Source organism: Agrobacterium cavarae, from assembly GCF_004310285.1.
In the GTDB taxonomy this organism is placed as follows: domain Bacteria; phylum Pseudomonadota; class Alphaproteobacteria; order Rhizobiales; family Rhizobiaceae; genus Agrobacterium; species Agrobacterium cavarae.
Genome location: NZ_SISF01000033.1, coordinates 197,156 through 222,324 on the forward strand (window position 1 = coordinate 197,156; position 25,169 = coordinate 222,324).

A 25,169-nucleotide genomic window follows, 5' to 3' on the forward strand; every position below is an offset into this window, starting at 1 on the left:
CGTTGCGCGTCTGCGCAACGAAGAGGACGTCAGCCCGAAACTCGGGCTGACCAGATACGCTCCACTTACTTCGCCCGCTCTTCCAGCACGCGGTTGGCCGCAGAAACGATCGCTTCCAGCGAGGCCGCAACGATGTTGGTATTGATGCCGGCACCGAAGAGCTTTCCGCCCGGATGCTCCATCTCGACATAGGCGATGGCCGATGCGTTGGAGCCGTGCTGCAGCGAGTGTTCGGAATAGTCATTCACCGACAGATCGATGCCGAGATAGGTCGACAGCGCATTGATGAAGCCATCAATCGGACCGGTACCCTTGCCCTCGATCCGCTTCACTTCGCCCTTGTCCATGATCTCGGCAGCAACGACGCGTACGCCCTTGAAGTCGCCAGCCGGATAGGTGTGGTGATCGACGAATTTCAGACGCGCATTGGACTGCGTCACATAGCGCTCCATGAAGCGCTCATAGATGCGCTTGGCGGGCAGTTCCACGCCTTCCTCGTCAGTGATGCGCTGAATGTCCTCGCGAAACTCCACCTGCAGATTGCGCGGCAGGTTCAGGCCGTAATCCTCCTGCAGGATATAGGCGATGCCACCCTTGCCGGACTGCGAGTTGATACGGATGATCGCCTCGTAGGAGCGGCCGACATCCTTAGGATCGATCGGCAGATAGGGCACTTCCCAGACGGGGTGATTGGCGACCTTGATCGCCTTCATGCCCTTGTTGATCGCATCCTGATGCGAGCCGGAGAAGGCGGTGTAGACCAGTTCGCCGACATAGGGGTGACGCTCGGGGATCGTCATTTCATTGGAATATTCGTAGACGGCCTTGATGCGCTCGATATCGGTGCAATCCAGTTCCGGGTCCACGCCCTGAGTATACATGTTCAGCGCGAGCGTCACCACATCCACATTGCCCGTGCGCTCGCCATTGCCAAACAGCGTGCCTTCGACACGGTCAGCACCAGCCATCAGGCCGAGTTCGGTTGCGGCAATGCCCGTGCCGCGGTCATTGTGCGGGTGCAGCGAGATGATGATATTTTCGCGGTTGTCGATATTGCGGCACATCCATTCGATCTGGTCGGCATAGATGTTCGGCGTCGCCATTTCCACGGTGGAGGGCAGATTGAGGATCAGCTTGTTATCGGCGGTCGGCTTCACAACGTCGATCACGGCGTTGCAGATGTCCAGCGCCACTTCCAGCTCCGTGCCGGTAAAGCTTTCCGGCGAATATTCGAAGCGATAACCGCCGCCAGCCTTTGTCGCCATGTCGGTGATCATCTTCGCCGCATCGACGGCAATCTGCTTGATGCCGTGGACGTCCTTGCCGAAGACCACGCGGCGCTGCAATTCGCTGGTCGAGTTGTAGAAATGGATGATCGGGTTCTTGGCACCTTCCAGCGCCTCGAAGGTGCGGGTGATCAGTTCCGGGCGGCACTGCACCAAGACCTGCAGCGATACGTCATCCGGCACATTCCCCTCTTCCACGCACCAGCGGGCAAAGTCGAAATCCGTCTGCGAGGCGGATGGGAAACCGATCTCGATTTCCTTGAAGCCCATGTCGAGCAGCAGCTTGAACATGCGCGCCTTGCGATCATGACCCATTGGATTGACCAGCGACTGGTTGCCGTCACGCAAGTCCACCGAACACCAGATCGGGGCCTTGTCGATGGTCTTGCCGGGCCATGTGCGGTCGGGAATGTTGATGGCGGGATAGGGGCGATATTTCACGCCTGCTTCCGGCATGCCCTTGGAAATGCTGTTTGTCTTCGCGTCCATCGTCTTGCTCCTTGAGCATCCAGGCGCTTGAAAAGCCGCCTGCGGATGCTTCACCCGTTGTCGGGCCTAAATCCAGAATGAAATGAGATTTCGAGATGAGGAGCATTGGCACCAGCGGGCTTTCGGCCGCCGGGCGCTCCTCACTGGACCCGGCAACCGCGTGTAAGGTCGAGGCTAAGAAGCGAGAGTGCACCGCACGGCGAAGCCTTCGCAGAAATCTGCGCGCTCATGCCGGAAAAGATCTTGGTGCAACTGGTCATGGTTTTTCTATAAACAGCGGTTTTTGATCTGACAAGTAATCTTCTGCCGTGACTTGTCATTTTAGCGAGCGTGCTCGCACGGCGATGACAGCTCGCTGCAGCGCCAGCATCAGCCCTCCCCCGAGCAAACCCCAGAATGCGCCGGAAATTCCACCGAAGGAAAGCCCGGATGCCGTGACGAGAAACGTGATCGCCGCCGCTTCCCGTGTCTCCGGCTCCTTGAAGGCAGCAACCGCCGAGCCCGAAAAAGCGCCGACAAGCGCCAGACCCGCCACCGCTTGAATGAGAATGGGCGGCGCCAATGCAACGAAGGCGGTCACGACACCGGCCAGCAGGCCTAAGATGATGTAGCCGACGCCGCCAATGATCGCGGCCCAGTAGCGGCGCTTGGGATCGGGATGGGCGTCCTCACCGGCGCACATGGCAGCGGTGATGGCGGCGAGGTTGACCGCATGGCCGCCGAAGGGTGCGGAAAGAAGCGAAAAGAAGCCGGTCGTTGCAAAGAGTGGCCCGGGCTGCGGATCGTAATGATTGACCTTCAGCACCGCGATGCCGGGAATATTCTGCGATGCCATGGTGACGATGAAGAGCGGCAATGCGATGGAAACCAACGCATGCAGGCTGAAACTCGGTGTCACCCATTCCATCGGCGGGGTCAAAGATTGCGCCAGCGCATCGAAGGCGCCAGCCGGGATGTCCACGCCGAAGATCATCACCAGCACGAAAGCTGCGAGTGCTGCCGGCACGGCAAACAGCCGCTTGAAGGCCCCAACGACGATCCAGGCCAGAATGATCGGCAGGCCGAGCGCCGGATTGAAACCAATCGCCTTGATCGGCGCAAAGCAGAGCCCGATGATGACGCCCGAAAGCATGGCATTGGCAAGCGGCGCCGGAATGGAGGCCACCGCGCGCCCAAGCGGGCGGAACAGCCCGGCAATGATGATGAAGGCCGCGCAGATGATGAAGGCGCCCACAGCAGCCGGAAACCCGCCCTCGATCACGCCCGTCGTCGCCAATAGTGCTGCTCCGGGCGTGGACCACGCGATGCTGACCGGCAGTCTCGTCGTCGCCGACAGCACGATGGCGCAAAGCCCCATCGAAACCGAAAGAGCCATCAAGCCGGACGCCGCCTCGAAATCCGTCGCGCCAACCGCCTTCAACCCTTGTAGCACCACGGCAAAGGAGCTGGCAAAACCGACGAAAGCCGTGAGGCAGCCCATGAACAGGGCCTGGAGGGAGAAATCTTTCAACATGGTCTACTCTGATAATGGATCGAGTAGAGGCTGACCAAAAAACACAGAGTCGTGCAAGGCCATTACAGCCATTCCGGGTGCCGACCTGCTCTTTCGCTTGCCTTGCAGGCCTCGCATTGCGTGAGGTTGCGGTGGGAGATGGCCAAGGTTCAGACCCAAAGCAAAAAGCCCGCGCCGCTTTCACCGGCACGGGCTTTGAATTCAGATCGAAACGTCTCACAGTCTGTTCAAGAATTGTCGATGGTGAGACGAAAATGGTGATTTCAAGAACTGGAGCGCAGCGTACTTAAGGTACGTGAGCACCGGAAGCGCAGAAATTGCCATTTGCGGTCCACCAACGGCGATTATCGGACAGACTGTCAAACTTCCGACTGGTGCTCGACGATCTTGCCGACCAGACCATAGGAAACGGCATCGTCTGCGCCGAGCCAGTAATCGCGATCGATGTCCTTGGCGATCTTTTCTTCCGTCTGGCCAGTGGCCTTGGAGAAGATCCTGATCAGGCGCTGGTTCATCTTGATGATTTCGCGCGCCTGGATTTCGATGTCGGACGCCATGCCGCGCGTGCCACCGGAGGGTTGGTGCAGCAGGAAGCGCGTGTTCGGCAGGCAAAGACGACGTTCCTTCGGCACCGATACGTAGATCAGCGCGCCGGCAGATGCGACCCAGCCCGTGCCGATGATGTACACCTTCGGCTTGATGAACTTGATCATGTCGTGGATGCTGTCGCCGGACTCGACGTGGCCGCCTGGCGAATTGACGTAGACGCGGATGTCGTCGTCGCTCGCAGCAGCGAGGGCGACAAGCTGCGTGCAGACCTTCTGCGCCAGTTCCTGGGTAATACCGCCATAAATGAAGATCGAACGCGACTTGAAAAGATTCGCTTCCGTTTCTTTACCGATCGGCAGTTCCTTGCTCTTGTCGTCTTCTTCTTCGTTCATACGGACGGTCTCCAACATAATTCAGTGCCTATCGGACATAGTGTGATTTGTGTCGTAAAACAATGAGCGAAAAAGACAAGGCGCGGAACTGCTTAATAAAAGCGCTCAATCCATGGACCACCGGCAAATGCCGCATGGACAGGCTCTTCTGAATCGACATATCGTTGGCCGCGATAAGGTGTGGCCGTTATCCCAAGAACGGCAGGCACCCGACCAGACATTCGAAGAGGGAACGATGTTGAAAAGACTTATCCTTGCCGCAGCCGGCCTTGGCGCCACCACCCTGCCCGCTTTCGCCCATCTCAATCCGGAAGAGCACGGCTCCTTCATGGCCGGCGTTTCACACCCGCTGTTTGGCGCAGACCATATCCTTGCCATGGTGGCGGTTGGCCTTTGGGCATCGCAGATCGCGACGACAGAGGGCCGCAGAAACGCATTGTGGGCCGTCCCGGCAGCCTTTGTCGGCACCATGGCGATCGGCTTCTTCATGGCGGTCTACGGCATCGAGCTGCCCTTCGTCGAACCTGCGATCCTTGCGTCCGTCATCGGCCTTGGCCTTCTGGTCGCCATCGCTGCCAAGTTGCCGACCGTTGCGGCGGCCGCCATTGTCGGCGTTTTCGCACTCTTCCACGGTCACGCCCATGGCGGGGAACTTGGAACGGCAGGCGCGCTGCAGTTCGGCATCGGCTTTATGATCGCCACGGCACTTCTGCATCTTGCCGGTGTGGCCCTTGGTCTCGGCGTCTCGCGCTTCGGTCCTATCGCAGCCCGCATCGCCGGTGGCATGACAGCGCTGGCAGGTCTCTCGCTCGCCTTCGGCGGATGAGGTATCGGATTACAGAAATGTAAGAAATCGGGGCTTTGAAAAATCCGATTTGAACTCTACTTCCTTGGTATGCGTTTCTCGACATGCCAAGGAGGCAAGAGATGTCACCAGAAGAAACCCAACTGCTCAAGGGCCTGTTCGACAGGATCAGGACCGCATCGTCCACCGCCCGTGACCCGGAAGCCGAAGCGCTGATCGACCAGTCGGTCCGGGATCAGCCGCATGCACCCTATTACCTCGCACAGGCCGTTATCGTGCAGGAAAAGGGATTGGAAGCGGCCGCCGCCCACATCAAGCAGCTTGAAGAACGCATCCACCAGCTGGAAACCGGTGCGGGCGATCAACAGCGCGGAACCCAGGGCGGCTTCCTAAGCTCCATTTTCGGCACCAATCAGCCGCAGGCTCCCGCCCCTGCCCCAACCCCGCAGCCCCCACAGCCGCAGTCGGTCTATCGCAACGACATGTCCGGCCAGACATCTGGACCTTGGGGCAGAAGCCCTGAGCCACAGCAGCCGAGTGGGCCGTGGAGCCAGCAGACATCCGGCTTCGGACGGTCCGGTGGCGGTGGCGGCAGTTTCCTTCAGGGTGCGCTTGGAACGGCCGCGGGTGTCGCAGGCGGCATGCTGCTTGCCAATTCGCTGAGCGGCATCTTCTCCAACCACATGGCGTCGTCCGGTTGGGGTTCGCCCTTCTCCGGCGGCAATGCACTTGGCAATGCGCCGGTCGAGGAAACGGTCATCAACAATTACTATGGCGACGACCAGCAGCAGGCCAATGCCGATAACAACGGCAACGACGTGCAGCAGGCCGACTACACGCCTGATGACAACGACCCGAGCTATGACGACAGCAGCAATGACACGGACTACGACTCAGGCGACGATAGCTCCTTCGTCTGAGTCTTGATCACTTTGACCAGGAACTTCCGTTGGTGTGAGCACCGGAATTGCAGACATTGCCATTTGCAGGCGACCAACGGAGATTCCTGGATAGGCTGTCAGCCGCGACCACGATAGGTCGCCACTCCCTGATCCGGCAGCCAGACGCCTTCGGGCGCTGTCCCGGTCTGCCAGAACACATCGATGGGAATGCCGCCGCGCGGATACCAGTAAGCGCCGATACGCAGCCACTTAGGCGCCAGCAGATCGACCAGCCGCTTGGCGATATAGATCGAGCAATCCTCGTGGAAGGCACCGTGGTTGCGGAAGGAATGCAGGAAGAGTTTCAGCGACTTCGATTCCACCAGAAAGTCACCGGGAATATAGTCGATGACGATATGGGCGAAATCCGGCTGTCCCGTCATCGGGCACAGCGAGGTGAATTCCGGCGCGGTGAAGCGCACGACGTAATCCGTCCCCGCATTTCCGTTCGGCACGCGCTCCAGAACGGCACTTTCTGGATTTTCAGGGGCTGCGACCTGCGCGCCCAGCTGGGACAGGCCGGAAACATCCGTCACTGACATGGCTTAAACTCCTGGTTCTAGAACATTGACCCTGACGCCATGCGCCTGTTCGCTTTCAGGCTCGACGTGGATGGCGAGTGTGGCTCCGGGTATCACGCCCCTTATGGCATCTTCAAGGCGATCGCAAATCTCATGCGCCGCGCCCACCGACATGCTGGCGGGCACGACGACGTGAAAATCGATGAAGGCGGCAGACCCTGCACGGCGCGTCTTCAAGTCATGCACGTTGAGGACGCCGGCGGAATGCTCTGCAATGGCCTTCTTGATTGCCTCGTCCTCCTCTGGCTCCACCGCCTTGTCCATCAGTCCGCTCAGCGAGTGTAGAATGACCTTGGAGCCCTGAATGAGAATATTGATGGCAACCAGAATGGCGAGCAGCGGATCGAGGATCGCGTAGCCCGTGACGATCGCCAGCACGAGCCCGATCAGAACGCCAACCGAGGTCACGACATCCGACATGATGTGATGGCCATCGGCCGTTAGCGCCGGCGAAGCATGCTTGCGACCGACGCGAATGAGAATGGTTGCCCAGACCGCATTGAGACCGCCGGCAAAAGCATTGATTGCCAGACCTAGCACCGGCGCTTCCGGCAGGCGCGGCTCGAACAACCCACCCCAGGCTTCCTTGACGATCAACAGCGCCGCCACGACGATCAGCACACCCTCCACCACAGCAGATATATATTCTGCCTTGTGGTGACCAAACTGATGATCGTCATCGGCTGGCTTCTGCGCATAGCGAATGACGAAGTAGGCAATGAAGGCCGCAACCACATTGACGGTCGATTCCAGACCGTCGGACAGTAGCGCGACGGAGCCCGTGACCCACCATGCCGAGAGTTTCAGTCCAAGGACGAGAAACGAAAACGGAATGCCCCAGAAAGCCAGCTTTCGGACGAGAGCGTTACCTTCATCATTCATGGCGAAACCCTGTGCAGATGCAAACGAATTGCAGAAATGAACCCCAAAACGCACGAACCGCCCGCACGAGGGTTCGTGCAGGCGGTTCGCTGTTGGCGCGTTCTATGATTTAATCTCGCAGAAGGGTCAAGCGCTTTCCGTCTCGAGCCGCTCGCAGAAGCGGATACGATTGCCGAAGGGATCGGTCACTTCCATCTGCAGGCCCCAGGGCAGCGGCTCGACGCCCGGCTTCATGTAAGTGTAGTCCCTCGCCGCAAGCTCGCGCTGATAGGCTTCCACCCTAAGCGTCTCGACAAACACAGTCGAACCAGGCGTCGCATCGCCATGATGTCCGGAGAGGTGAAGAACAAGCCCGCCGCGCGAAACCTGCATATAGAGCGGATAGTTTTCCCCGAAGCGATGCTCCCAATCCACCGAGAAGCCGAGGAAGTCGACATAGAACTCCCGCGCCTTGGCCTCATCGAAAATACGCAGGATCGGGCAGACACGGTTGAAGCGGATGGTGTGCGTTTCGTGCGACATGTGAAATCCCGTCTGATTGGCGCAGTCTATCAAACCCTGCTGAGCAGCAGCTTAATACCGGCAAAGCCAAAGAAGAGCGCAAGTGTTGCCTCAATCGAGCGCTTGGCCTTTTGATACATGCGGATGGCGGGCGCGGTGGAGAACAGCAACGCATAGCCACAGAAAACCACCAGTCCAAGCAGCCCGCAACCGCCAACGATCGCGGCAAGCGTGGCGGGACCAGCACCGGGCTTGAGGCCAAGCGACATGACCGCCATCCACCCGAGAACCGCCTTCGGGTTGGTGAGATGCAGCAAAAGCCCACGCCGATAGAGCTTGCCGTAATCCGCCTTGCCGCCATTCCCTGCACCAACCCCTGCTTGCGGCGCGTTGATGAAAGCAGAGCGCGCAGACTTGTAGGCAAGATAGAGCAGATAGATCCCACCCAATATCTTGATGACGAACAGCGCGTTGGCGAAGGAAGCCAGCACGGCGGAGAGGCCAGTTGCGGCAATCGCAGCCCAAGTGAGAGACCCGGTCATCACACCGAGCGCAAGCACCACAGCCGGCGCCCTGCCCTGGCTCATGGCGACGCCCATTATCGTCATGTTGCTCGGACCTGGGCTCGCGGTGGCAATGATGTAGGCGGCGTAGACGATCAGAAGTTGGTGGGGGTCGAGCATTGTGGCTGGCTTCCTTTGGGCGAGGCTTCAGGTGCCATGTCATCCGACTGGCAGTGTCGTGTCAATTCGGGGCGCGCCGAAGCGTTGAACGTGAGGGGGTACAGCAACAGTGCCAACCGGCTCGACCGTCGCTCACCCCAAACCGCCGACCCGAAACGGCCTCCCTGAGAACACGCCCGCATCATTATGCAAGCGCAAGGACGTCGTTAAAAGCCACGGCAAAGGCGTCCACCACCCCGTGCCGATCCCCGCCTGACGAAGTGCCGCCGCCGTCCAGATGTTGCAGCCGACCAGCACGTTGAAAGCGCCTTCCGCTTCGAAAAACGCATCGTCTGCACCGTAAGACTGGCCGATGAGCGGAACCTCCCGACCCTCCGGTCGGGAAAAACTCGCAACAATAAAATCGAGCATTCTCGCATATCCTGCGGCCGAGAGATCAACCGGCATGACACTCGGTTCCGACAGCGGGATATCGCCGGCAAGCGCCACATGCATCACCGACTGGTCGATGGTAAAGCTCTTCAACACAGGCATGGGTTTAAGATCCGCCCATGTCGGCGTTTGCGTGTAGAACGCCCGGCCGCCCCAGCCGAAGACGATATAGCGAAGGCCGGGATGATCGATCTCGAGGTTGCCATCCCTGAGGAAGGCAAAGCGCGCCAGCAGTTCCGCATCCACCGGCACCGCAATGTCTGTATGGATGGGATTGCTGAGCACCAAAATGCGACGGGACGCTTCTGCGGGTGACCCGTCATCGGAGACGGCTGGCTGCCTTGGCACAGCCACGCAAAGGCCGATGCCCGTAACGGCAAGAACCAAAACGATAAATATATATTTTAGGATCTTCACCAGCGCTCACGCGATCAGGAGAAATGGCGGCGCCTAAAGTCGCCGCCAAAAGATTTCAAATGATCACGCAGCCTTGGTCTTCGCCTTGCGCACCAGATGCGTCACCACATTCTCGATCATCCGCATACCGGCATCGCCGCCAAGCGTCATGATCGATTCCGGGTGGAACTGCACCGCTGCCACCGGCTCCTTCGTGTGCTCGATGCCCATGATCGTGCCGTCTTCGCTTTCCGCCGTGATCATGAAATCGCGGTGAAGCGTGGCCGGATCGGCAAAGATCGAGTGGTAACGACCGACGGTGACTTCGCGGCCCAGACCGGAAAAGACAAGGCCCGGCTCCAGAACGCGGATGCGCGAGGGCTTGCCGTGCATCGGGATCGCCAGTTGGCGAAGCTCGCCGCCATAGGCTTCGGCCAGCGCCTGGAGCCCGAGGCAGACGCCGAAGATCGGCAACTCGCGCGCACGGGCAGCCTTGATCGTCGCCTTGCAATCGAAATCGCCGGGGTTGCCCGGTCCGGGTGAGAGAACCACGAGATCCGGCTGGAAGCGATCGAAGATTTCCGCCGGAACCGGTGTGCGAACGGTCGAGACCGTCGCACCCGTCTGCCGGAAGTAATTTGCCAGAGTATGCACGAAGCTGTCTTCGTGATCGACCAGCAGGATCTTCACGCCCGTTCCGACTTTGGCCGCATCACGCTTGCCGACGGTCGAATTCTGGGCTTTCGCATCGCGAATGGCTGCAATCATGGCCGATGCCTTCAGTTCGGTTTCCGCTTCTTCTTCCTGTGGAATGGAATCGTTCAATAGCGTCGCCCCTGCCCGCACTTCCGCAATGCCATCCTTGATGCGGATGGTGCGCAGCGTCAGGCCCGTATTCATGTCGCCGTTGAAGCCAACCATGCCGATGGCGCCACCATACCATGCACGCGGGCTCTTTTCATGGTTTTCGATGAAACGCATCGCCCAAAGCTTTGGCGCCCCCGTCACCGTTACAGCCCAGGCGTGGCTGAGGAAGCCGTCGAATGCATCCATGTCGTCGCGCAGGCGTCCCTCGATATGGTCCACCGTGTGGATGAGGCGCGAATACATCTCGATCTGGCGACGGCCGATGACCTTGACGGAGCCCGGCTCGCACACACGGCTCTTGTCGTTGCGGTCGACATCCGAGCACATGGTGAGTTCGGACTCGTCCTTCTTCGAATTCAACAGCTTGAGGATCTGCTCGCTATCGGCAATCGGATCGTCACCGCGCTTGATGGTGCCCGAAATCGGGCAGGTCTCGATACGACGACCGGAGACACGCACAAACATTTCCGGCGATGCACCGACCAGATATTCCTGATGGCCGAGATTGATGAAGAAGGAATAGGGCGACGGGTTGATCGCCTTCAATCGTCGGGAAATCGCCGATGGATTGCTGTCGCAGCGCTCCATGAATTTCTGGCCTGGCACCACTTCGAAGAGGTCGCCACGGCGGAAGCTTTCTTTCGCCTTGATCACCAGTTCGGAATATTCGCCAGGATGATGATCACCGCGCGGCGGGATCGCATCAGTGGTCTTGAATGGCTCGGCCTCGGTCTCTTCCGACTTGCCCTCGGTCGTCAGCCCGGCCTTCTCGAAGTCGTAGCGGTCGATCCAGGCTTTGGCGGAATAGTGATCCACCACCAGAATTTCATCCGGCAGGAAGAGCACCATGTCGCGCTGGTCTTCCGGGCGCTGCAGCGAGAGCTTGATGGCATCGAACTGGAAGGCGAGATCGTAGCCGAAGGCACCGAAAAGGCCGATGGCCGAATCCGCATTGGAATAGAACAGATCGACAATGGCACGAAGCGGGGTGAAGACGGTCGGAATTTTGGAACGCTCTTCCTCGGTAAAGACGCGGTCCGGCTCGTTGACCGTCAGATCGAGACGGCGGGCGGTCAACGCACCAAGCGTCAGATCCGGCGTTGCTTTCAGCTTCTTTGCAATGAAGGAAAGCAGGACCTCGCCGCGGCCGTTATAGGCTTCGATCCACATCTTGCGGCCGAAAGAGGAAATGCCAAGCGGAGGATCGATGATGGCGGTATCCCAGCGCGTGTAGCGGCCAGGATATTCATAATTAGACGAGAAGACCGCGCCGCGACGGGAGTCCAGACCATCGACATAGCTGTCGATTGCGCTAGCGTAATCGGCTGCGCGACGCTTGCGCGAGACCTTGATGCCGCCCTTCGTCTCGTAGATTTCCGAACCGTCATCCTGAGTGATTGTAACCATTTTACCTGCAGTTCCCGTGTTTTAGACCCGATGATGACCGGCGGCAGAATAACAAAAAAGCCGCCTGAAATTTCGGGCGGCTTGGACGTGTCGTGTGAACATGACTGGTCAAGGCCGCCTCAGCTGCCCCACCACCAGATCGCAATGTTCTTCGATGTTGTGTTCATGGGCGAAATTGTTAGCGGCAATAAAGCCGCTTGGCAAGCGGATTTGCGGGCCGTTCCTGAACCGTATCGCCCGTTGGCGCGTTCTCGCTTTTGCGCAACCATCTGCGCGACAGAGGGCGACAGACCGACATGCTTCACCGTTTCTTCATTCTGGCAGCGGCATCGCTGCTGATTGCCGCATCCGAACCGCCAAAACAGGTTCCCGTTCCGGAAGCAAAGCCACAGCAGGAAACGCCTGAAAAGGCGACCTCGCCGGAGAAGAACGAGAAGGCTCCCGAGCAGGTCTCGCCACCACCAGAGAACACGGTGCCTAAGCCGCAGGAAAAACCTCAGACGCCAGAGCCCCAAGATGCGTCACCGAGCGAAAGCAACACGCCGGAGGAGAAGAAGTCCGAGGATGGAAAGCCGGAGGCCGACAAAGCCGAACAAGGCAAGCCCGGCGATGCAAAGCCGACCGAGGAAAAGCCCACTGAAGAGAAGAAAGCCGACGAGCCCGCGCCCGAACCGGTGATGCAAGAGAACCAGGAAGAGCTGAAGGCCTGCCTGTCTCAACTGAAAGAGCTCGGCGCCGAGTTTCGGGAGATCGAGCCGATCAAGGGCGAAGAAGACGGCTGCGGCATTGCCTCACCCCTTGAGGTCTCCGCGGTTCTGCCCGGCATCAAACTCGAGCCGAAGGGAACGATGCGCTGCGAGGCAGCCCTTGCGCTTTCCCGCTGGACAAAGGACGTAGTCATCCCCACCGCCAAGATCGCCATGCCCGACCGTCAGGTCACGGCCTTTGGCAATGCCTCCACCTATATCTGCCGCAATCGCAACAGCGCGGCGACAGGCAAGATGTCGGAACATGCCAAGGGCAACGCCGTCGACATTGCGACCATGACCTTCGACAAGGGCGAGCCCCTGGTGATGAAACCGCGCACCGAGGACGGCACCATGGAAGGCGCCTTCCAACGCACCATCACCACCGCCGCCTGCCTCTTCTTCCGCACTGTCCTGTCGCCCGGAAGCGACGCGACCCATCAGGACCATCTGCATCTGGATGTGCTGGAGCGAAAGGGCGGTTATTTGTATTGCCGGTAAAAATCGCGGCGTAGTTCAGTTGAAACGGTGGCGCTTCCGCGCCACCCTATCGATCTGGGAGAACCTGATCAGAACGTCTTGGTCAGAGAGACCTTAAACGACCTTCCCGCCTCGGTGTAGAAATCGACCGGCTGATTGCCGCTGGATTGTGCCGTCGGGTTGACGTCGCGAGCGGCAACGGCGTTCCAATATTTCTTGTCGAAAATATTGTAGACGCCAGCCTGGATGCGAAGGCCGTTCAACTGTTCCGGCTCCCACCAGCCCGTCAGGTTGGCGATGCCGTAGCCCGGCGCATCGAACGTGTTGGGATTGTTATCGTTGGGCATTGGTGCTGAGAAGATGCCGGACAATTCGACGCCCCAAATATCCTGATCATAGCCGACGCCTGCCACCGCCTTGAACGGCGCAACGGATCGTAGATAGGATTTATCAGTGCTGTTTCGTCCATAGGCGTAGGCAATAGAGCCGTTGAGGAAAAGCCCGTTTGCAAACTCCTTGCGGGTTTTTAGCTCGATACCAGAAATCTGCGCCTTATCGACATTGCGCCATGACATGACGAGCGGCGCCTGTGAGACGGTGTAGTCCTCGATGAAGTTCGAGTAGCGGTTATGGAATACGGTGACTTTTCCAGAAAGATCGCCGCTCTCATAATTCGCGCCGACCTCGAACCCCTGCCCGGTCTCTGGTTTCAGGTCCGGATTGCCGCGAACCTCGTAGCCGATATTGGGGAAGTAGATGTAATACTCATCGATCGTTGGTGGCCGATATGTCATCGACCATTGCGCGAAAAGCTCGGTTTCAGGCGTGACTTGATATGTCGCCAACACTTTCGGCGAGAGGCGCGTCCCGCTCTTTGGTGTCAATGCGCCGTTGTAACCGGCCGTCGTTTGCGGATCATAATCATACCAATCGAAGCGCACGCCCGGGGTCAAAGCAAAACCGCTATCGCCAAAACCGATACGATCATCGAGATAGATGCCAAGCTTCTTGCCATCCACATCCGGCATATCTGGCTTGTTGACGGCAGCGCTTGCGGGCAGACCTGCCAGATATTGTTCGGTCTGGAAAAACTGCAGCGTGCCGCCAAAGCGAATTTCGTGGTCGAGAGAGCCGGCATCGAAACGCGAGATGGTGTTGCCCGTCAGACCGTAGGAGTTTTCCTCCACCCTGTTGTGTCTCATGTATCGAGCGGAATCGCTGGTGCGCAGGCCATCCGATCCAGCTTCTTTGGTCAGCTTTTGCCAGAAGATCGTTGCATTGGCCGCGTCGATAACGGAGTCTTCGCTCTCCGCCTCGTAGCTATAATCGAAAGATACGCGGTCGCGGTGGGTGTTTTCCTCACCCCAGCCCTGACCGGGCAGATAGGTCGTAGCAGGACGCCCGCCGGATATGACGACTGTGGGGCTCTGCATTGTTCTCAGGTCGAAATCGGTATCGAGATCATAGCGCTCTGCAGTCACGCCAATGCGATGCCCACCAGCAAGATCCTGACGGACCTTGGCCATGACATTCTTCTGATCGAAATCGGCAGGGTTTGGCGCGGTCCGCTGGAAGCCGTCAATGTCTTGCTTGCCGAGGTTGTCGCGCTCATGACCCTTCTTGTAAGCGCCTTGGAACAACACCGAAGTGTTCTCGATCTTTTTCGCAACCGCCAGCGAACCACCGAGGCTCTTGTCGGAGCTGTCATAGCCAAGCTTCGCCACGCCGCCCCAGCCCTTTTCTGGGTCTATCAGGTCTTCCGGTTCAAGCGTTCTCAGCACCAGCGCGCCGCCCATGGCACCTGGACCGATCCGGCTCGAATCCGCGCCGCGCACAACATCGACAGCCGAGAGCGCTGCAAAGTCGAACGTGTTTGCACCGTCACTCAAGCCCGTCGTCGGAGACGATGGACCTGAACGCACGAGGTTGCCGAAGGACGATACCGGGATTCCGTCCAGCAGCGTAACGATGCGTGGACCACCGAGACCGCGGATGAACAACCCGCCCACCTTGCCTGGCTTGCTCTCGGTGAAATCCACCCCAGGCTCCGTCGTATTGCCGAGATCGCGCAGATTGCTGATGTCCTTCTTGCGGATCTCGTCTGCCGTCGTCACGCTCGCAAGCGGCGTATCGGACGCTGCGTTCGCCGCCGGGTTACCCGACGCAACGCGCGCGCCCTTGATGGTAATCCGTTTCAGCACAGTGGGCTCTTGTCCGTCCTGCGGAGACACGGTCTGCGCCTGCGCGCCAACGCTATTGAGCACAAGCGCCAGCGCCGTGCAGACGAACAAGGCGGATTGAGAACCGCGGATAAGCATGATGACCCCCTGATGTCGGACAGCAAGAGGCAAGCGCGACGGTGCGCGCTACAGCCTCAAGGCTAGCTCGACGGATATGTGCTGAAATGTGACGGCTGAGCCGCTGGGGGAGAATTAGAAAACCTGATTATGTGAGTCAACATAATAAATATGATTATAACACTCACCATTTTGCGAGGACCATATTGTTGCAAAATTGTGACGCCGAACGTGCGGCGACCTCAGGCTCGGTCCACCGTAAAACATCCCGTGATAAACAGAATGTGCAGCATGCTATGGTCTTGAAGATCGGTCTTTTCCGCTTAAATCACCGCTTTACGAATACGCACATTATCTCAACGCGAGCCAAGGGCGCCCCGCTGACATGAAATCACTTGAACTCATTATTGAACGAATCATTCTCTCAAGCCGCTGGATCCTCGTCGTCTTCTATTTTGGACTCGTGGCAGCACTTGCCGTCTACGCTTTTTCCTTCGCACTGAAGTTTCTGAAGATCGCCCAGAACGTCTTCGTCTACACGGATGCGGACATGATTCTCGCCATGCTGGCCTTGATTGACGCGGCGCTGGTGGCAAGCCTTATCGTGATGGTAATGATCTCCGGCTATGAGAACTTCGTCAGCCGCTTTGATGAAGCGGACGATGAGGTATCGTTCCTCGGAAAGCTCGACGCCGGCAGTCTCAAGATCAAGGTCGCCTCCTCAATCGTGGCGATCTCCTCGATCCATTTGTTGCAGATCTTCCTGAACGCCAACCAGTATTCCGACAGCAAGCTGATGTGGTTCACCATCATCCACCTCGCTTTCGTCATCTCTGCCGTGATGTTGGGTTTCCTGGAAAAGCTGATGAACAAGCCGAAGCCCGGCAAGGCCGATCTCGATCTTTGATCTCGTCGATCAAATCGTGTCGCGCAAAAACGTGCAGCAGTTTTGCGCGACACGCGGGCACGCTTAGACAGGCACAAGGCGAGAAGCCGGTGGTCGAGCAAACCACGCGACTTTGAAAGTCGTGAGTTCAATCGCTCCAATAATCAAGATATTCAAACGATTAGAAAAACACCGTGCTAACCAAAGTTGGGACTATTGGAAATTAGGGGTGGAAATTTGTTGCCGTTCGTATATTTCTTGATGTTAACATATAAACCTTATCGAATGTAATCACCATGACAACACTGGAACGGCAGTCTGTATTCAGTCAGGAGATAGTGGCCTCCCAAAGTCGTCCTGAGTGGCTGCAGACCGTCTCCCGTCTCACCAAAACATTCGGCTTCACCCACACCACGCTGATGAAGGTGCCGACCCAGGGCGACGACCTTCTGGCTCCGGTGGTGCTGGAAACGACTGTCCCGGTCAACTTCATTCGCAGCGTCGATCAGCATCGCAAACTGCCGGATTGCCCCATCCTGGCAAAAATTGCCAATTCATCGATGCCGCAATATTGGTGCTTCGAAGACGACATTCCCGTGCCGCCCTATAGCGCGGAGTTGAAGAACTTGATGGTGCAATACGGGCTCGTCAGTGGCGTGATCGCGCCCATCAACTGTCTCAACGGTCGTCGATACGTTCTGCGCTTCGAAGGAGATTCGCCAAAGCCCAGTCAGAATGTGCTCAATGAGCTGGGCATTGTCGCCATCCATGCCTTCGACGTTTATGATCGTATTCGCAAGGCGGAACTGGTGGCGCCGAAAACGCTGACGAAGCGCGAGATCGAAGTCATCCGGTGGACGTCTCACGGAAAGACATCCTCCGAGATCGGACAGATCCTTTCGCTGTCCGACCACACGATCAACGCCTATTTGAACAATGCGATCAAGAAGCTGGATTGCGTCAACCGGACCCAGCTCGTCGCCAAGGCGATCCGGCTGAAAGTGATCAGCTGATCATGATCGAAACGCTGCGCGATGTCGCGGCTCGCTCCTGACGCTTTACGTCTTCGCTTGACGGAGCGTGCCAGCCGCACAACCACTTAGTCGTTTCAGGGCCGGCTCAAGCGCTCCGCTATCCAGTCGGAGCGCAGGCTAAGCTCCTGAGCTCAGCGGTCCAGCACGGAACGCAACTCTACAAGGTTGGAGCGCACTCTCAGTACATAGAAGCCCATGGTCGCCAGATGCGATGGCATGATCCACCCGCTTTCATCGCCATTGGAGATGATGAAGGGCTGAATGCGAAGGGCTGCCCGCGTCTGCGCCAATGTATCGTTCCACAAGCTGGTCACGTTTCGCTCGCGAATGACCTGCTGGAAATCCGCGCCAGCGGCTGAGAGGATGCCGTAGTAACCGTAAAGCTGGCCATAAGCGAACCAGAAGCGATCGTCGGCGCGCGTGTCGAACCAGCCGCCATTATAATTCTCGGAACGCTCGCGAAGGATTGCGGAAGTGCCGCCAATATCGTTGGCGATGCGATCGATGAACTGGATGAGGTTGTCCGCACGCGTATCGAAGACAGAGGCGCATTGAGCAAGACTGGTGTTGAACTTGCGCAGACTGTCTGCGGCCGAACGGTAGTAGCTTGGCGTCGGCGTCTTCGGGCCGAAGGGGCTCAGACCGAAATACCAGGAATACTCATCATACTGCAGATTGCCACGGGCATTCTGCAGGTCGTTGTTGATGCCGGACGTGCCGCGCACACGACCGAGCGTATCGACTAGCTCCACCGCGGTACGGCGAACGGCCTGGTTCACGCCGCGCTGGAAGGAGGCCTTGTTGTCCAGAAACGGCGTACTGTCCCAATCGACGCCGAAGAGGCCAAGCTTGTAGAGCAGCATTGAAGAAATCCAGGCATTCTGATCGACATTGAAATCGATAAGCCCTGCTGCAACATCGACGGTGGCGGATGGCTGGCAACTGCGAGCAGCCTGAGCTGCGGCAACTGGGGCCGGCGCTGTTGCGGCCCCCTCGGTCGTGGGCTGCGCCTCTGTTTGCGCTTGAGGCACTGTCGCAGGCGTGGCAGGCAACTCCTGCCCTGCTCCGACCGTGCGGGTCGAAAGCTTGTAGTCGTTGACGTAATCCGGATTGAAGTTCGTCCAGACCTGGGTTTGCCAGATGAAGTAGCCATAGAGACCGAAGATGAGCACGAGGCCGACGGCAAGCGGTGCCTGTACCATCCATGCCCGCGGGCCGGCAGATCCTTGTCTGGCGCGGAACGGCCAGATCAGCGCCGCGCCAAGAACCGACAGGCCTCGTCCAAGCGCGCTGAAAACACGTCTGAAGAACGCCGAAACGGAATCAAGCATACCCACCTCTCTCGATTGTCAGTCAACGGCCCACTCCTCTGCGAGTACAGCTTCGTTCTCAGATAGGTGCGCGCGCGATGGATACAACGCAGCAAAGGTATCTTTTTACCGCGCAGCACCTTCAATTGCCACGATACGGGATCGTTCTATTCTGTAGCGACGGACAAAAGCCTCGCTGACGGGGGCCTTGCGCTTGTCGATATCATCGAGCGTGATGGCGTTGTGTGCGTGGATCCTGAGAAGATCGAGAAGATGGGGATGTGGCGACGTGTCTTTTTCAATTTCCCGCATCAGCCCGTCAAGCGTCATGGTCACGGCGCCGTAGAGTTGGATGGCGCGCTCCATCGCCAGCGACAGCATGTTGTAGAGCATGGCATGTGCCGAAAGCCGCTGGGTTGCGCTTTGCGACAGCGATTCCTGCAGCTGGATCTGGTCTTCCAGACGCTGGTGGCGGGTTCTCAAAACCTGATAGGATTTTTCCTGTTCTTCCAGTTCAAGCGACAGGCTTTCCCGTTCGGATTCCAGTGAAGCGCGGCGCTTGTCATCCGTCACACTGCCAAGCTTCCATTGCACGGTTGCGAGCGACGCATTGATCTCCTTCAACCGCTGACGCCCAGCCTCGATCTCGGCTGCCGACTGGCGGCGCTTCTCCATCATCGCAGTCAGCGGCGCTTCGCATCTCTCGTAAAGCTCCGAAGCGGCAGCTTTCTCGTTCGCCAGAAGCACGGCCACATCGTCCGAAAGAAACAGCAGCCGCTTCAAGGTCCCGGCGATCGCAAACGTCTTCACCCGTTCGGCCTGAAGCTTCGTCGCCCTGTTGCGCGAGAAGAAGGCGACGAAATTCTCATAGCGCGTCCGTTCACTGGCGGCGTCAAAACGTTCGAAGCATTTTTCGATGTCGCCGGAAAGGTAGAGCGTGAGATTGGCGAGAGTCTTCTCAACCTCATCATAGCGTGCAAGGAGGGAATCGAGCGCCTGACGCTCGCGCTCATGACTGACCTGCGCCTTGTCATCCGCCCCATCTGCGCCAAAGAGTGCCGAGAATTGTTGGAACAGGCTGACCTCGGCTGCGCGTGTGTCGCTGATCGCCGCCTTGGCCTTTTCAATCTCGCTCTCAAGGGGCGGCGTCTTCGCCATGGCAGGTTCTCTCCCGAATCGATGGGGCACTAAAGCATGTCGCGCAAAACTGTGCAGCGGTTTTGCAAAAACGACATGCGACAAAACAAGAGCCGACGCGGGGAGCGAATCTGAAAGATCGCGACACGCATAAGGCCGCTCGTTTCATATATCCACGAACGGCCTCATCTCAATGCGAGAGCTTGAAGGAAGGCAGGCTTATAGGTTGAGCTTTGCCAGTTCCGCATCCAGTCTCTCACGCGCCTTCTTCGGCATCTTGCCAGCCTTCACCGCATCCAGATTGGCAGGCTGATCGCCAACGACCACAAGCGCCACCATGCCCATGCCGAAATGCGGCGTGCACTTGAAGACATAAGCGCCTTGCCTGTCGACCGTCACCTTCAGCGTCTCATTCATCTTGCCCTTGGCTTCCGCCACACCCTCCGGCACCAGTTCCTTGATCGAAGCGGCATCGTGACCCTTGTCGACCGGAACGAAGGTGATGACATCGCCAACATTTGCTTTCACGGCTGCGGGCTCGAACACCATGGCCTGCCCATCTGCGCCCTTGTTCAGCATCTTGATCTCGATTTCGGCGGCAGCGGCCGGAAAGGTGAAGAAGCCGGCAATGGCAGCGGCTGTGAGAAGACGAAGAACGTAACTTTGCATTGCGCTTACTCCTGAAGTGGAACCGCCGGATGCGGTCTTTCCACGCCAGGTCCTACTCCCCCACGCACCTGCCTTCTTTGACCAAAATCAAACGCAGCAGAACGCGCGGCTCAGGCGTCTTGAACGGCCTCCACCCAGTGACGGCGGCAGAAGGAGACGTATTTTTCGTTGCCCCCCACATCGATCTGCGCGCCCTCCTTCACCACCTTGCCGCTTTCATCGAAGCGCGCCACCATCGTTGCCTTGCGGCCGCAATGGCAGATGGTGCGGATTTCCCGAAGCTCGTCGGCAATCGCAAGAAGCTCCTTGGAAGCGGGAAAAAGCTTGCCCTGAAAATCCGTCCGTAGACCATAGGTCATCACCGGAATGTTCAGCCTGTCGGCAATCATGGCGAGCTGCCAGACGTGGTGTTCGGAGAGAAAATTCGCCTCGTCGACGAAGACGCAGGCGACCGGCTCCTCGTCATGCAAGCGCGCCACCTCGGCGAAAATATCCGTGCTGTCTTCAAAGATCATCGCATCCGACGACAGGCCGATGCGCGAGGCCACCTTTCCCACACCGGCCCGGTTGTCGAAGGCGGCGGTGAAGATCAGGGTCCGCATTCCGCGCTCCTGATAATTGTAGGACGCCTGCAGGAGCATGGTGGATTTTCCGGCATTCATCGCGGAGTAATTGAAATAGAGCTTGGCCATCATGCCCTCTAAAGTCTGTCAGGGATAAGCGGGAAACCGGTTATCCCGAAAAGACAAATGACAACAAAAGAATCAGGTTTCAGGCTCTTTTGCCCCGCAGAACCCACAGAAGGAAGGGTGTCCGAACGAAAGTCACAGCTTTAGGGTCGAAACCCGATTCGAATAGAAATTCTGTTCGTCGCGGCTGATAGTGTACAATGTCGCAAACAACACCGCCGCTCACGCAAATGCGCATGAGTTGATTGTGATTGGCGGATATTGATAATGATAAGGGAACAAAAAAGGGAGTAAGCAATGCTTGCACATCAACGTCGCTGTCTGGCTCTTGCCGCGGCAATTTCCGCAATCGCCGTCTTTTCCGCCAGCGCACAGGCTGCCGAACCGGCAAGCTGCGGAACCGTCCGCTTCTCCGACGTCGGCTGGACCGACATCACCGCGACGACCGCCACAGCCTCCGTCATTCTGAAAAGCCTCGGCTACGACACCGACGTGAAAATCCTCTCCGTTCCGGTGACCTATACGTCGTTGAAAAACCAGGACATCGACGTCTTCCTCGGCAACTGGATGCCGACGATGGAAGGCGATATCAAACCTTACCGCGAAGACAAGTCGGTCGAGACGGTGCGCGAAAACTTGACGGGTGCAAAATATACGCTTGCCACCAATGCCAAGGGTGCCGAACTCGGCATCAAGGACTTCAAGGATATCGCACCCCACAGCGACCAGCTCGGCGGCAAGATTTATGGCATCGAGCCGGGCAATGACGGCAACCGCCTGATTCTCGGCATGGTCGAGAAGGACACCTTCGGCCTGAAGGACTTCCAGGTGGTGGAATCCTCCGAGCAGGGCATGCTGGCGCAGGTGGCGCGTGCCGATAAGGCTGGCGAGCCCATCGTGTTCCTCGGTTGGGAACCCCACCCGATGAACTCCAATTTCAAGATGACCTATCTGACAGGCGGCGACGACGTCTTCGGTCCGAACCTTGGCGGCGCGACGATCTACACGAACGTGCGCAAGGGCTATCTGGACGAATGCCCGAATGTCGGCACCTTCATCAAGAACCTGCAATTCTCGCTTCCCATGGAAAACGAGATCATGGGCAAAATCTTGAATGACGGCATGGAAGGTGAAGCCGCAGCCACCGCATGGCTAAAGGCAAACCCGAGCGCCATCGAGCCATGGCTCGCAGGCGTCAAGACCAAGGACGGCAGCGGCGACGCGCTGGCTGCAGCCAAGAAGAATATCGGCCTGTAAAGGCCGGTTACCCGCCTGCTACGCCCGGCCTCCGACCTTCCAAGCGTCGGAAGCCGAACAGATGAACCCGTTCACGAAAGGCAAAATCTTACCGTGGAATGGCTCAGTGCACCCCAAAATCGTTTACCGGTCGGTCGTTACGCCAAAGAGGCAGTTGACTGGCTGACCACAAATCTTTCTTTCTTTTTTGATTGGTTAGCCTTTATTTTCGGAAGCGTTATCGACGCTATCCTCTACCTGCTGCAGGCGCCCCACCCTCTTATCATCGTGGCGCTTTTGACCGCGCTCTCCGCCTGGATGCGACGCTCCATCGGAATGCCGCTCTTCACAGCCCTTGGCCTGCTTCTCATCATCAATCTCGGATATTGGAAAGCAACCACCGAGACGCTGGCGCTCGTGATCGCGGCAAGCTCCGTCTGTATGCTGATCGGCGTCCCGCTCGGCATTCTCGCCGCACGGCGCAAATGGGTCTACAGCTTCATGCGTCCCGTTCTGGATTTGATGCAGACGATCCCGACCTTCGTCTATCTGATCCCGGCACTGGTGCTCTTCGGTCTCGGCATGGTGCCGGGCCTGATCGCAACAGTGATCTTCTCCGTCCCCGCTCCCATCCGTCTCACGCGACTTGGCATCATTTCCACGCCGCCGGCGCTGGTGGAGGCGGCCGTCGCCTTCGGCGCCACGCCCTCCCAGGTGCTGCGCAAGGTGGAACTGCCCTTTGCCATGCCGCAGATCATGGCGGGGCTGACACAGACCATCATGCTATCGCTTTCCATGGTGGTGATCTCCGCTCTTGTCGGCGCCAACGGCCTTGGCGTGCCGGTGGTGCGCGCGCTAAATACGGTCAACATTGCCATGGGCTTCGAAGCGGGTCTCTGTATCGTCATCGTGGCGATCATTCTTGACCGGCTCTTTCGCCTGCCAGGCTCGGAGGATGAAGTATGAGTGACGCGATCATCTTCGGAAATGTCGATATCGTCTTCGGCGACAATCCTCACCTTGCGCTTCCGCTGATCGATGCGGAGCGGACCCGCAGCGAAATCAACAAAGAGACCGGTCTGGTGCTTGGCGTTGCCAATGCCTCCCTCTCGGTCAAGGAGGGCGAAATCCTCGTCCTCATGGGGCTGTCGGGCTCCGGCAAATCCACGCTGCTGCGCGCCGTCAACCGCCTTGCCCCGGTGGTGCGCGGCAGTGTCAGCGTCAAGACCGATACGGGCTATGTCGATCCCTATCGTGCATCGTCCAAGGTGCTGCGCGATCTTCGCTCCCGCACCGTCTCCATGGTCTTTCAGCAGTTCGGACTCCTGCCCTGGCGCAATGTTGCCGATAATGTCGGCTTCGGGCTGGAGCTTTCCGGCGTGCGGGAGGCCGAGCGCAAGAAGCGCGTTGCCGAACAGCTCGAACTCGTCAATCTGTCGGACTGGGCCGAGCGCAAGGTGGGCGAGCTTTCCGGCGGCATGCAGCAGCGTGTGGGTCTTGCCCGCGCTTTTGCGACCGGCGCGCCGATCCTCTTGATGGACGAGCCGTTCTCAGCCCTCGACCCGCTGATCCGCAGCCGACTTCAGGAAGAGCTGCTGGAGTTTCAAAGCAGGCTGAAGAAAACGATCCTCTTCGTCAGCCACGATCTGGACGAGGCCTTCCGCATCGGCAATCGCATCGCCATGATGGAGGGTGGACGCATCATCCAGTGCGGCACGCCGCAGGAGATCGTGCGTAACCCCGCCACCCAGTATGTTGCGGATTTCGTCCAGAACATGAACCCGATTTCCATGCTGACGGCCGCCGACGTGATGCGGCGCGGCGTGGCAGTCGATAACGGCAACAGCCCGGTCGTGGCCACGGCTCGCCCTTCTTTGCCCTTGATCGACATTCTCGATGCCATGGCGAGACAGCCCGGCACGATCGGCGTCGTCGAACAGGGTGCCGTCATTGGCACCATCACCTCGGAAGACATCGTCCGAGGACTGACGCGTCACCGCAACGTCTAAATTCTGCCTGGCTGGAGGACAACCAGCCAATGGCGGGCTGATCCCAAAGAACGGGATCTTTTCAATACCACGGCATTCGAAGCAGCGTTGGCCCGACAGGCCTGCGCTGCTTTCTTTCCCTCACCCCGCAACGCACACACTACTAGATTTGGGACATGCCGAGATTTGAGATTAAAATATGACTACATCAGTCAAAATTACGAAGAATAAAAAAATATTATTTTTGACCGGATTTGACATTAATCATTTCTTCGTTCGCGTTACTTACGATTTTTAGCAGAAAATAATACTCCAAAACAGCCTTGCGAGATAATGAGTGCCTAAATTACGACACTTCTAATAAAGCGTGGCCTTTACCTTAGATTTAGGTATATACAGTCTCGCGACCATGTTGGTAAAACTTGACGCATGGGGCAATTCGTTGCCGGACTAGAAAGCCAGGGGCGGCTTCGAATTTAGGAGACTGGAAATGACGACGCAGACCTTATCAGACCAAGCTAATGTTGCAGCAGGTCTTCTGTCGGCAATGGCTAATCCCAAAAGGCTGATGATCCTTTGCAGCTTGGTCGAGGGTGAAGTTCCTGTCGGCGTTCTGGCAACACAGGTAGGCCTCAGCCAGTCGGCCTTGTCTCAGCATCTCTCCAAGCTTCGTGCACAACGCCTCGTCAAGACGCGCCGCGATGCACAGACGATCTATTATTCCAGCACGTCGGACTCGGTGAAGAAGATCCTGGCATCGCTGGAAGAAATTTACTGCGCGCAGAGCGACAGCAAGTCCGCGGCCTGATCGACAGCATCGGCCCGAACATCGAGTTCGATCTTCGAAAAGCACGATCAAAAAGGTAAAGCGTCTTTATGCGCCCAATAGGCCGCACGGCGCTTTAAAGCATGGTAAAAGCAAAACTGTTCAGCGGTTTTGCGACACCGACCTGCGACAAACCAAAGACCTAAA

The 25,169-nt window shown here is 58.0% G+C and carries 23 protein-coding genes; 9 read left to right on the forward strand and 14 right to left on the reverse strand.

Going from position 1 to position 25,169, the window contains the following annotated elements; all coding sequences use genetic code 11:
- Window positions 1-65: 65 nt before the first annotated feature.
- The 3 genes from leuA to EYC79_RS19330 form a co-directional block, all read right to left on the reverse strand.
- Window positions 66-1,775 (reverse strand): 2-isopropylmalate synthase, encoded by a 1,710-nt coding sequence (leuA, locus tag EYC79_RS19320; protein WP_130979167.1) that lies wholly within the window; start codon window positions 1,773-1,775, stop codon window positions 66-68.
- Between the two features lie 316 nt (window positions 1,776-2,091).
- The gene (locus EYC79_RS19325; RefSeq protein WP_130979169.1) at window positions 2,092-3,288 is read right to left on the reverse strand and encodes a benzoate/H(+) symporter BenE family transporter; all 1,197 of its coding nucleotides are present in this window, start codon (window positions 3,286-3,288) and stop codon (window positions 2,092-2,094) included.
- 359 nt (window positions 3,289-3,647) lie between these two features.
- Window positions 3,648-4,229 carry an ATP-dependent Clp protease proteolytic subunit gene (locus EYC79_RS19330; protein WP_062426353.1) on the reverse strand — a complete coding sequence of 194 codons (582 nt, stop codon included), beginning with the start codon at window positions 4,227-4,229 and terminating at the stop codon, window positions 3,648-3,650.
- 235 nt (window positions 4,230-4,464) lie between these two features.
- Here EYC79_RS19330 and EYC79_RS19335 point away from each other — a divergent pair, with 235 nt between their 5' ends.
- Both EYC79_RS19335 and EYC79_RS19340 read left to right on the forward strand, forming a co-directional pair.
- Window positions 4,465-5,055, forward strand: coding sequence for a HupE/UreJ family protein (locus tag EYC79_RS19335; protein ID WP_130979171.1), 591 nt, complete (start codon window positions 4,465-4,467; stop codon window positions 5,053-5,055).
- Between the two features lie 101 nt (window positions 5,056-5,156).
- On the forward strand, window positions 5,157-5,954 hold the full coding sequence (locus tag EYC79_RS19340) for a DUF2076 domain-containing protein (RefSeq protein WP_062440204.1): 798 nt from the start codon (window positions 5,157-5,159) through the stop codon (window positions 5,952-5,954).
- A gap of 98 nt (window positions 5,955-6,052) precedes the next feature.
- Here the strand turns inward: EYC79_RS19340 and queF are convergent, their stop codons facing one another.
- The 6 genes from queF to EYC79_RS19370 all read right to left on the reverse strand — a co-directional run bounded on the left by queF (window position 6,053) and on the right by EYC79_RS19370 (window position 11,724).
- The gene (queF, locus tag EYC79_RS19345) at window positions 6,053-6,517 is read right to left on the reverse strand and encodes a preQ(1) synthase (RefSeq protein ID WP_130979173.1); all 465 of its coding nucleotides are present in this window, start codon (window positions 6,515-6,517) and stop codon (window positions 6,053-6,055) included.
- Window positions 6,518-6,520: 3 nt separating this feature from the next.
- Window positions 6,521-7,438, reverse strand: coding sequence for a cation diffusion facilitator family transporter (locus tag EYC79_RS19350; RefSeq protein WP_112955125.1), 918 nt, complete (start codon window positions 7,436-7,438; stop codon window positions 6,521-6,523).
- 126 nt (window positions 7,439-7,564) lie between these two features.
- A complete protein-coding gene (locus EYC79_RS19355; RefSeq protein ID WP_130979175.1) occupies window positions 7,565-7,960 on the reverse strand; it encodes a glyoxalase superfamily protein in 396 nt (131 codons plus the stop codon).
- 29 nt (window positions 7,961-7,989) lie between these two features.
- Window positions 7,990-8,622 carry a LysE family translocator gene (locus tag EYC79_RS19360; protein ID WP_130979177.1) on the reverse strand — a complete coding sequence of 211 codons (633 nt, stop codon included), beginning with the start codon at window positions 8,620-8,622 and terminating at the stop codon, window positions 7,990-7,992.
- A 132-nt stretch (window positions 8,623-8,754) separates the two neighbouring features.
- On the reverse strand, window positions 8,755-9,471 hold the full coding sequence (locus EYC79_RS19365) for a TIGR02117 family protein (RefSeq protein ID WP_245495321.1): 717 nt from the start codon (window positions 9,469-9,471) through the stop codon (window positions 8,755-8,757).
- A 63-nt stretch (window positions 9,472-9,534) separates the two neighbouring features.
- The gene (locus EYC79_RS19370) at window positions 9,535-11,724 is read right to left on the reverse strand and encodes an anthranilate synthase (RefSeq protein ID WP_113262274.1); all 2,190 of its coding nucleotides are present in this window, start codon (window positions 11,722-11,724) and stop codon (window positions 9,535-9,537) included.
- A gap of 296 nt (window positions 11,725-12,020) precedes the next feature.
- Here EYC79_RS19370 and EYC79_RS19375 point away from each other — a divergent pair, with 296 nt between their 5' ends.
- Window positions 12,021-12,971, forward strand: a complete 951-nt coding sequence (locus EYC79_RS19375) for an extensin-like domain-containing protein (RefSeq protein WP_113262275.1) — start codon at window positions 12,021-12,023, stop codon at window positions 12,969-12,971.
- Window positions 12,972-13,039: 68 nt separating this feature from the next.
- Here the strand turns inward: EYC79_RS19375 and EYC79_RS19380 are convergent, their stop codons facing one another.
- Window positions 13,040-15,268, reverse strand: coding sequence for a TonB-dependent hemoglobin/transferrin/lactoferrin family receptor (locus tag EYC79_RS19380; protein ID WP_130979180.1), 2,229 nt, complete (start codon window positions 15,266-15,268; stop codon window positions 13,040-13,042).
- A gap of 364 nt (window positions 15,269-15,632) precedes the next feature.
- On the opposite strand from EYC79_RS19380, the gene EYC79_RS19385 reads away from it, so the two are divergent.
- Window positions 15,633-16,154: a TIGR00645 family protein gene (locus EYC79_RS19385; protein WP_062426342.1), complete on the forward strand. Its 522-nt coding sequence runs from the start codon at window positions 15,633-15,635 to the stop codon at window positions 16,152-16,154.
- 317 nt (window positions 16,155-16,471) lie between these two features.
- The gene (locus EYC79_RS19390; RefSeq protein ID WP_062440187.1) at window positions 16,472-17,146 is read left to right on the forward strand and encodes a helix-turn-helix transcriptional regulator; all 675 of its coding nucleotides are present in this window, start codon (window positions 16,472-16,474) and stop codon (window positions 17,144-17,146) included.
- A 152-nt stretch (window positions 17,147-17,298) separates the two neighbouring features.
- Here the strand turns inward: EYC79_RS19390 and EYC79_RS19395 are convergent, their stop codons facing one another.
- The 4 genes from EYC79_RS19395 to EYC79_RS19410 form a co-directional block, all read right to left on the reverse strand.
- On the reverse strand, window positions 17,299-18,498 hold the full coding sequence (locus EYC79_RS19395; RefSeq protein ID WP_130979182.1) for a DUF2333 family protein: 1,200 nt from the start codon (window positions 18,496-18,498) through the stop codon (window positions 17,299-17,301).
- A gap of 105 nt (window positions 18,499-18,603) precedes the next feature.
- A complete protein-coding gene (locus EYC79_RS19400) occupies window positions 18,604-19,635 on the reverse strand; it encodes a hypothetical protein (protein ID WP_130979184.1) in 1,032 nt (343 codons plus the stop codon).
- A gap of 198 nt (window positions 19,636-19,833) precedes the next feature.
- Entirely contained in the window at window positions 19,834-20,283 is a 450-nt protein-coding gene (locus EYC79_RS19405) for a pseudoazurin (protein WP_130979186.1), read from the reverse strand.
- Between the two features lie 110 nt (window positions 20,284-20,393).
- Window positions 20,394-20,975, reverse strand: coding sequence for a thymidine kinase (locus EYC79_RS19410; RefSeq protein WP_130979187.1), 582 nt, complete (start codon window positions 20,973-20,975; stop codon window positions 20,394-20,396).
- Window positions 20,976-21,269: 294 nt separating this feature from the next.
- Here EYC79_RS19410 and EYC79_RS19415 point away from each other — a divergent pair, with 294 nt between their 5' ends.
- From EYC79_RS19415 to EYC79_RS19430, 4 genes are all read left to right on the forward strand, one after another.
- Window positions 21,270-22,229, forward strand: a complete 960-nt coding sequence (locus EYC79_RS19415; RefSeq protein ID WP_130979189.1) for a choline ABC transporter substrate-binding protein — start codon at window positions 21,270-21,272, stop codon at window positions 22,227-22,229.
- A gap of 93 nt (window positions 22,230-22,322) precedes the next feature.
- Window positions 22,323-23,174, forward strand: a complete 852-nt coding sequence (gene choW / locus EYC79_RS19420) for a choline ABC transporter permease subunit (RefSeq protein WP_062426336.1) — start codon at window positions 22,323-22,325, stop codon at window positions 23,172-23,174.
- The gene (gene choV, locus EYC79_RS19425) at window positions 23,171-24,217 is read left to right on the forward strand and encodes a choline ABC transporter ATP-binding protein (RefSeq protein WP_113180618.1); all 1,047 of its coding nucleotides are present in this window, start codon (window positions 23,171-23,173) and stop codon (window positions 24,215-24,217) included. The genes choW and choV overlap by 4 nt, the downstream gene beginning before the upstream one ends.
- 469 nt (window positions 24,218-24,686) lie before the next feature.
- Window positions 24,687-25,004 carry an ArsR/SmtB family transcription factor gene (locus EYC79_RS19430; RefSeq protein ID WP_116492093.1) on the forward strand — a complete coding sequence of 106 codons (318 nt, stop codon included), beginning with the start codon at window positions 24,687-24,689 and terminating at the stop codon, window positions 25,002-25,004.
- Window positions 25,005-25,169: the final 165 nt, after the last annotated feature.

Coding starts and splice junctions, on each gene's coding strand:
- EYC79_RS19355 (WP_130979175.1), bottom strand. CDS start 7,960: ATGTCGCACGAAACGCACACCATCCGCTTCAACCGTGTCTGCCCGATC.
- EYC79_RS19325 (WP_130979169.1), bottom strand. CDS start 3,288: ATGTTGAAAGATTTCTCCCTCCAGGCCCTGTTCATGGGCTGCCTCACG.
- EYC79_RS19430 (WP_116492093.1), top strand. CDS start 24,687: ATGACGACGCAGACCTTATCAGACCAAGCTAATGTTGCAGCAGGTCTT.
- EYC79_RS19385 (WP_062426342.1), top strand. CDS start 15,633: ATGAAATCACTTGAACTCATTATTGAACGAATCATTCTCTCAAGCCGC.
- EYC79_RS19350 (WP_112955125.1), bottom strand. CDS start 7,438: ATGAATGATGAAGGTAACGCTCTCGTCCGAAAGCTGGCTTTCTGGGGC.
- EYC79_RS19335 (WP_130979171.1), top strand. CDS start 4,465: ATGTTGAAAAGACTTATCCTTGCCGCAGCCGGCCTTGGCGCCACCACC.
- EYC79_RS19375 (WP_113262275.1), top strand. CDS start 12,021: ATGCTTCACCGTTTCTTCATTCTGGCAGCGGCATCGCTGCTGATTGCC.
- EYC79_RS19360 (WP_130979177.1), bottom strand. CDS start 8,622: ATGCTCGACCCCCACCAACTTCTGATCGTCTACGCCGCCTACATCATT.
- leuA (WP_130979167.1), bottom strand. CDS start 1,775: ATGGACGCGAAGACAAACAGCATTTCCAAGGGCATGCCGGAAGCAGGC.
- queF (WP_130979173.1), bottom strand. CDS start 6,517: ATGTCAGTGACGGATGTTTCCGGCCTGTCCCAGCTGGGCGCGCAGGTC.
- EYC79_RS19370 (WP_113262274.1), bottom strand. CDS start 11,724: ATGGTTACAATCACTCAGGATGACGGTTCGGAAATCTACGAGACGAAG.
- EYC79_RS19330 (WP_062426353.1), bottom strand. CDS start 4,229: ATGAACGAAGAAGAAGACGACAAGAGCAAGGAACTGCCGATCGGTAAA.
- EYC79_RS19340 (WP_062440204.1), top strand. CDS start 5,157: ATGTCACCAGAAGAAACCCAACTGCTCAAGGGCCTGTTCGACAGGATC.
- EYC79_RS19380 (WP_130979180.1), bottom strand. CDS start 15,268: ATGCTTATCCGCGGTTCTCAATCCGCCTTGTTCGTCTGCACGGCGCTG.
- choV (WP_113180618.1), top strand. CDS start 23,171: ATGAGTGACGCGATCATCTTCGGAAATGTCGATATCGTCTTCGGCGAC.
- EYC79_RS19415 (WP_130979189.1), top strand. CDS start 21,270: ATGCTTGCACATCAACGTCGCTGTCTGGCTCTTGCCGCGGCAATTTCC.
- EYC79_RS19410 (WP_130979187.1), bottom strand. CDS start 20,975: ATGGCCAAGCTCTATTTCAATTACTCCGCGATGAATGCCGGAAAATCC.
- EYC79_RS19400 (WP_130979184.1), bottom strand. CDS start 19,635: ATGGCGAAGACGCCGCCCCTTGAGAGCGAGATTGAAAAGGCCAAGGCG.
- EYC79_RS19405 (WP_130979186.1), bottom strand. CDS start 20,283: ATGCAAAGTTACGTTCTTCGTCTTCTCACAGCCGCTGCCATTGCCGGC.
- EYC79_RS19395 (WP_130979182.1), bottom strand. CDS start 18,498: ATGCTTGATTCCGTTTCGGCGTTCTTCAGACGTGTTTTCAGCGCGCTT.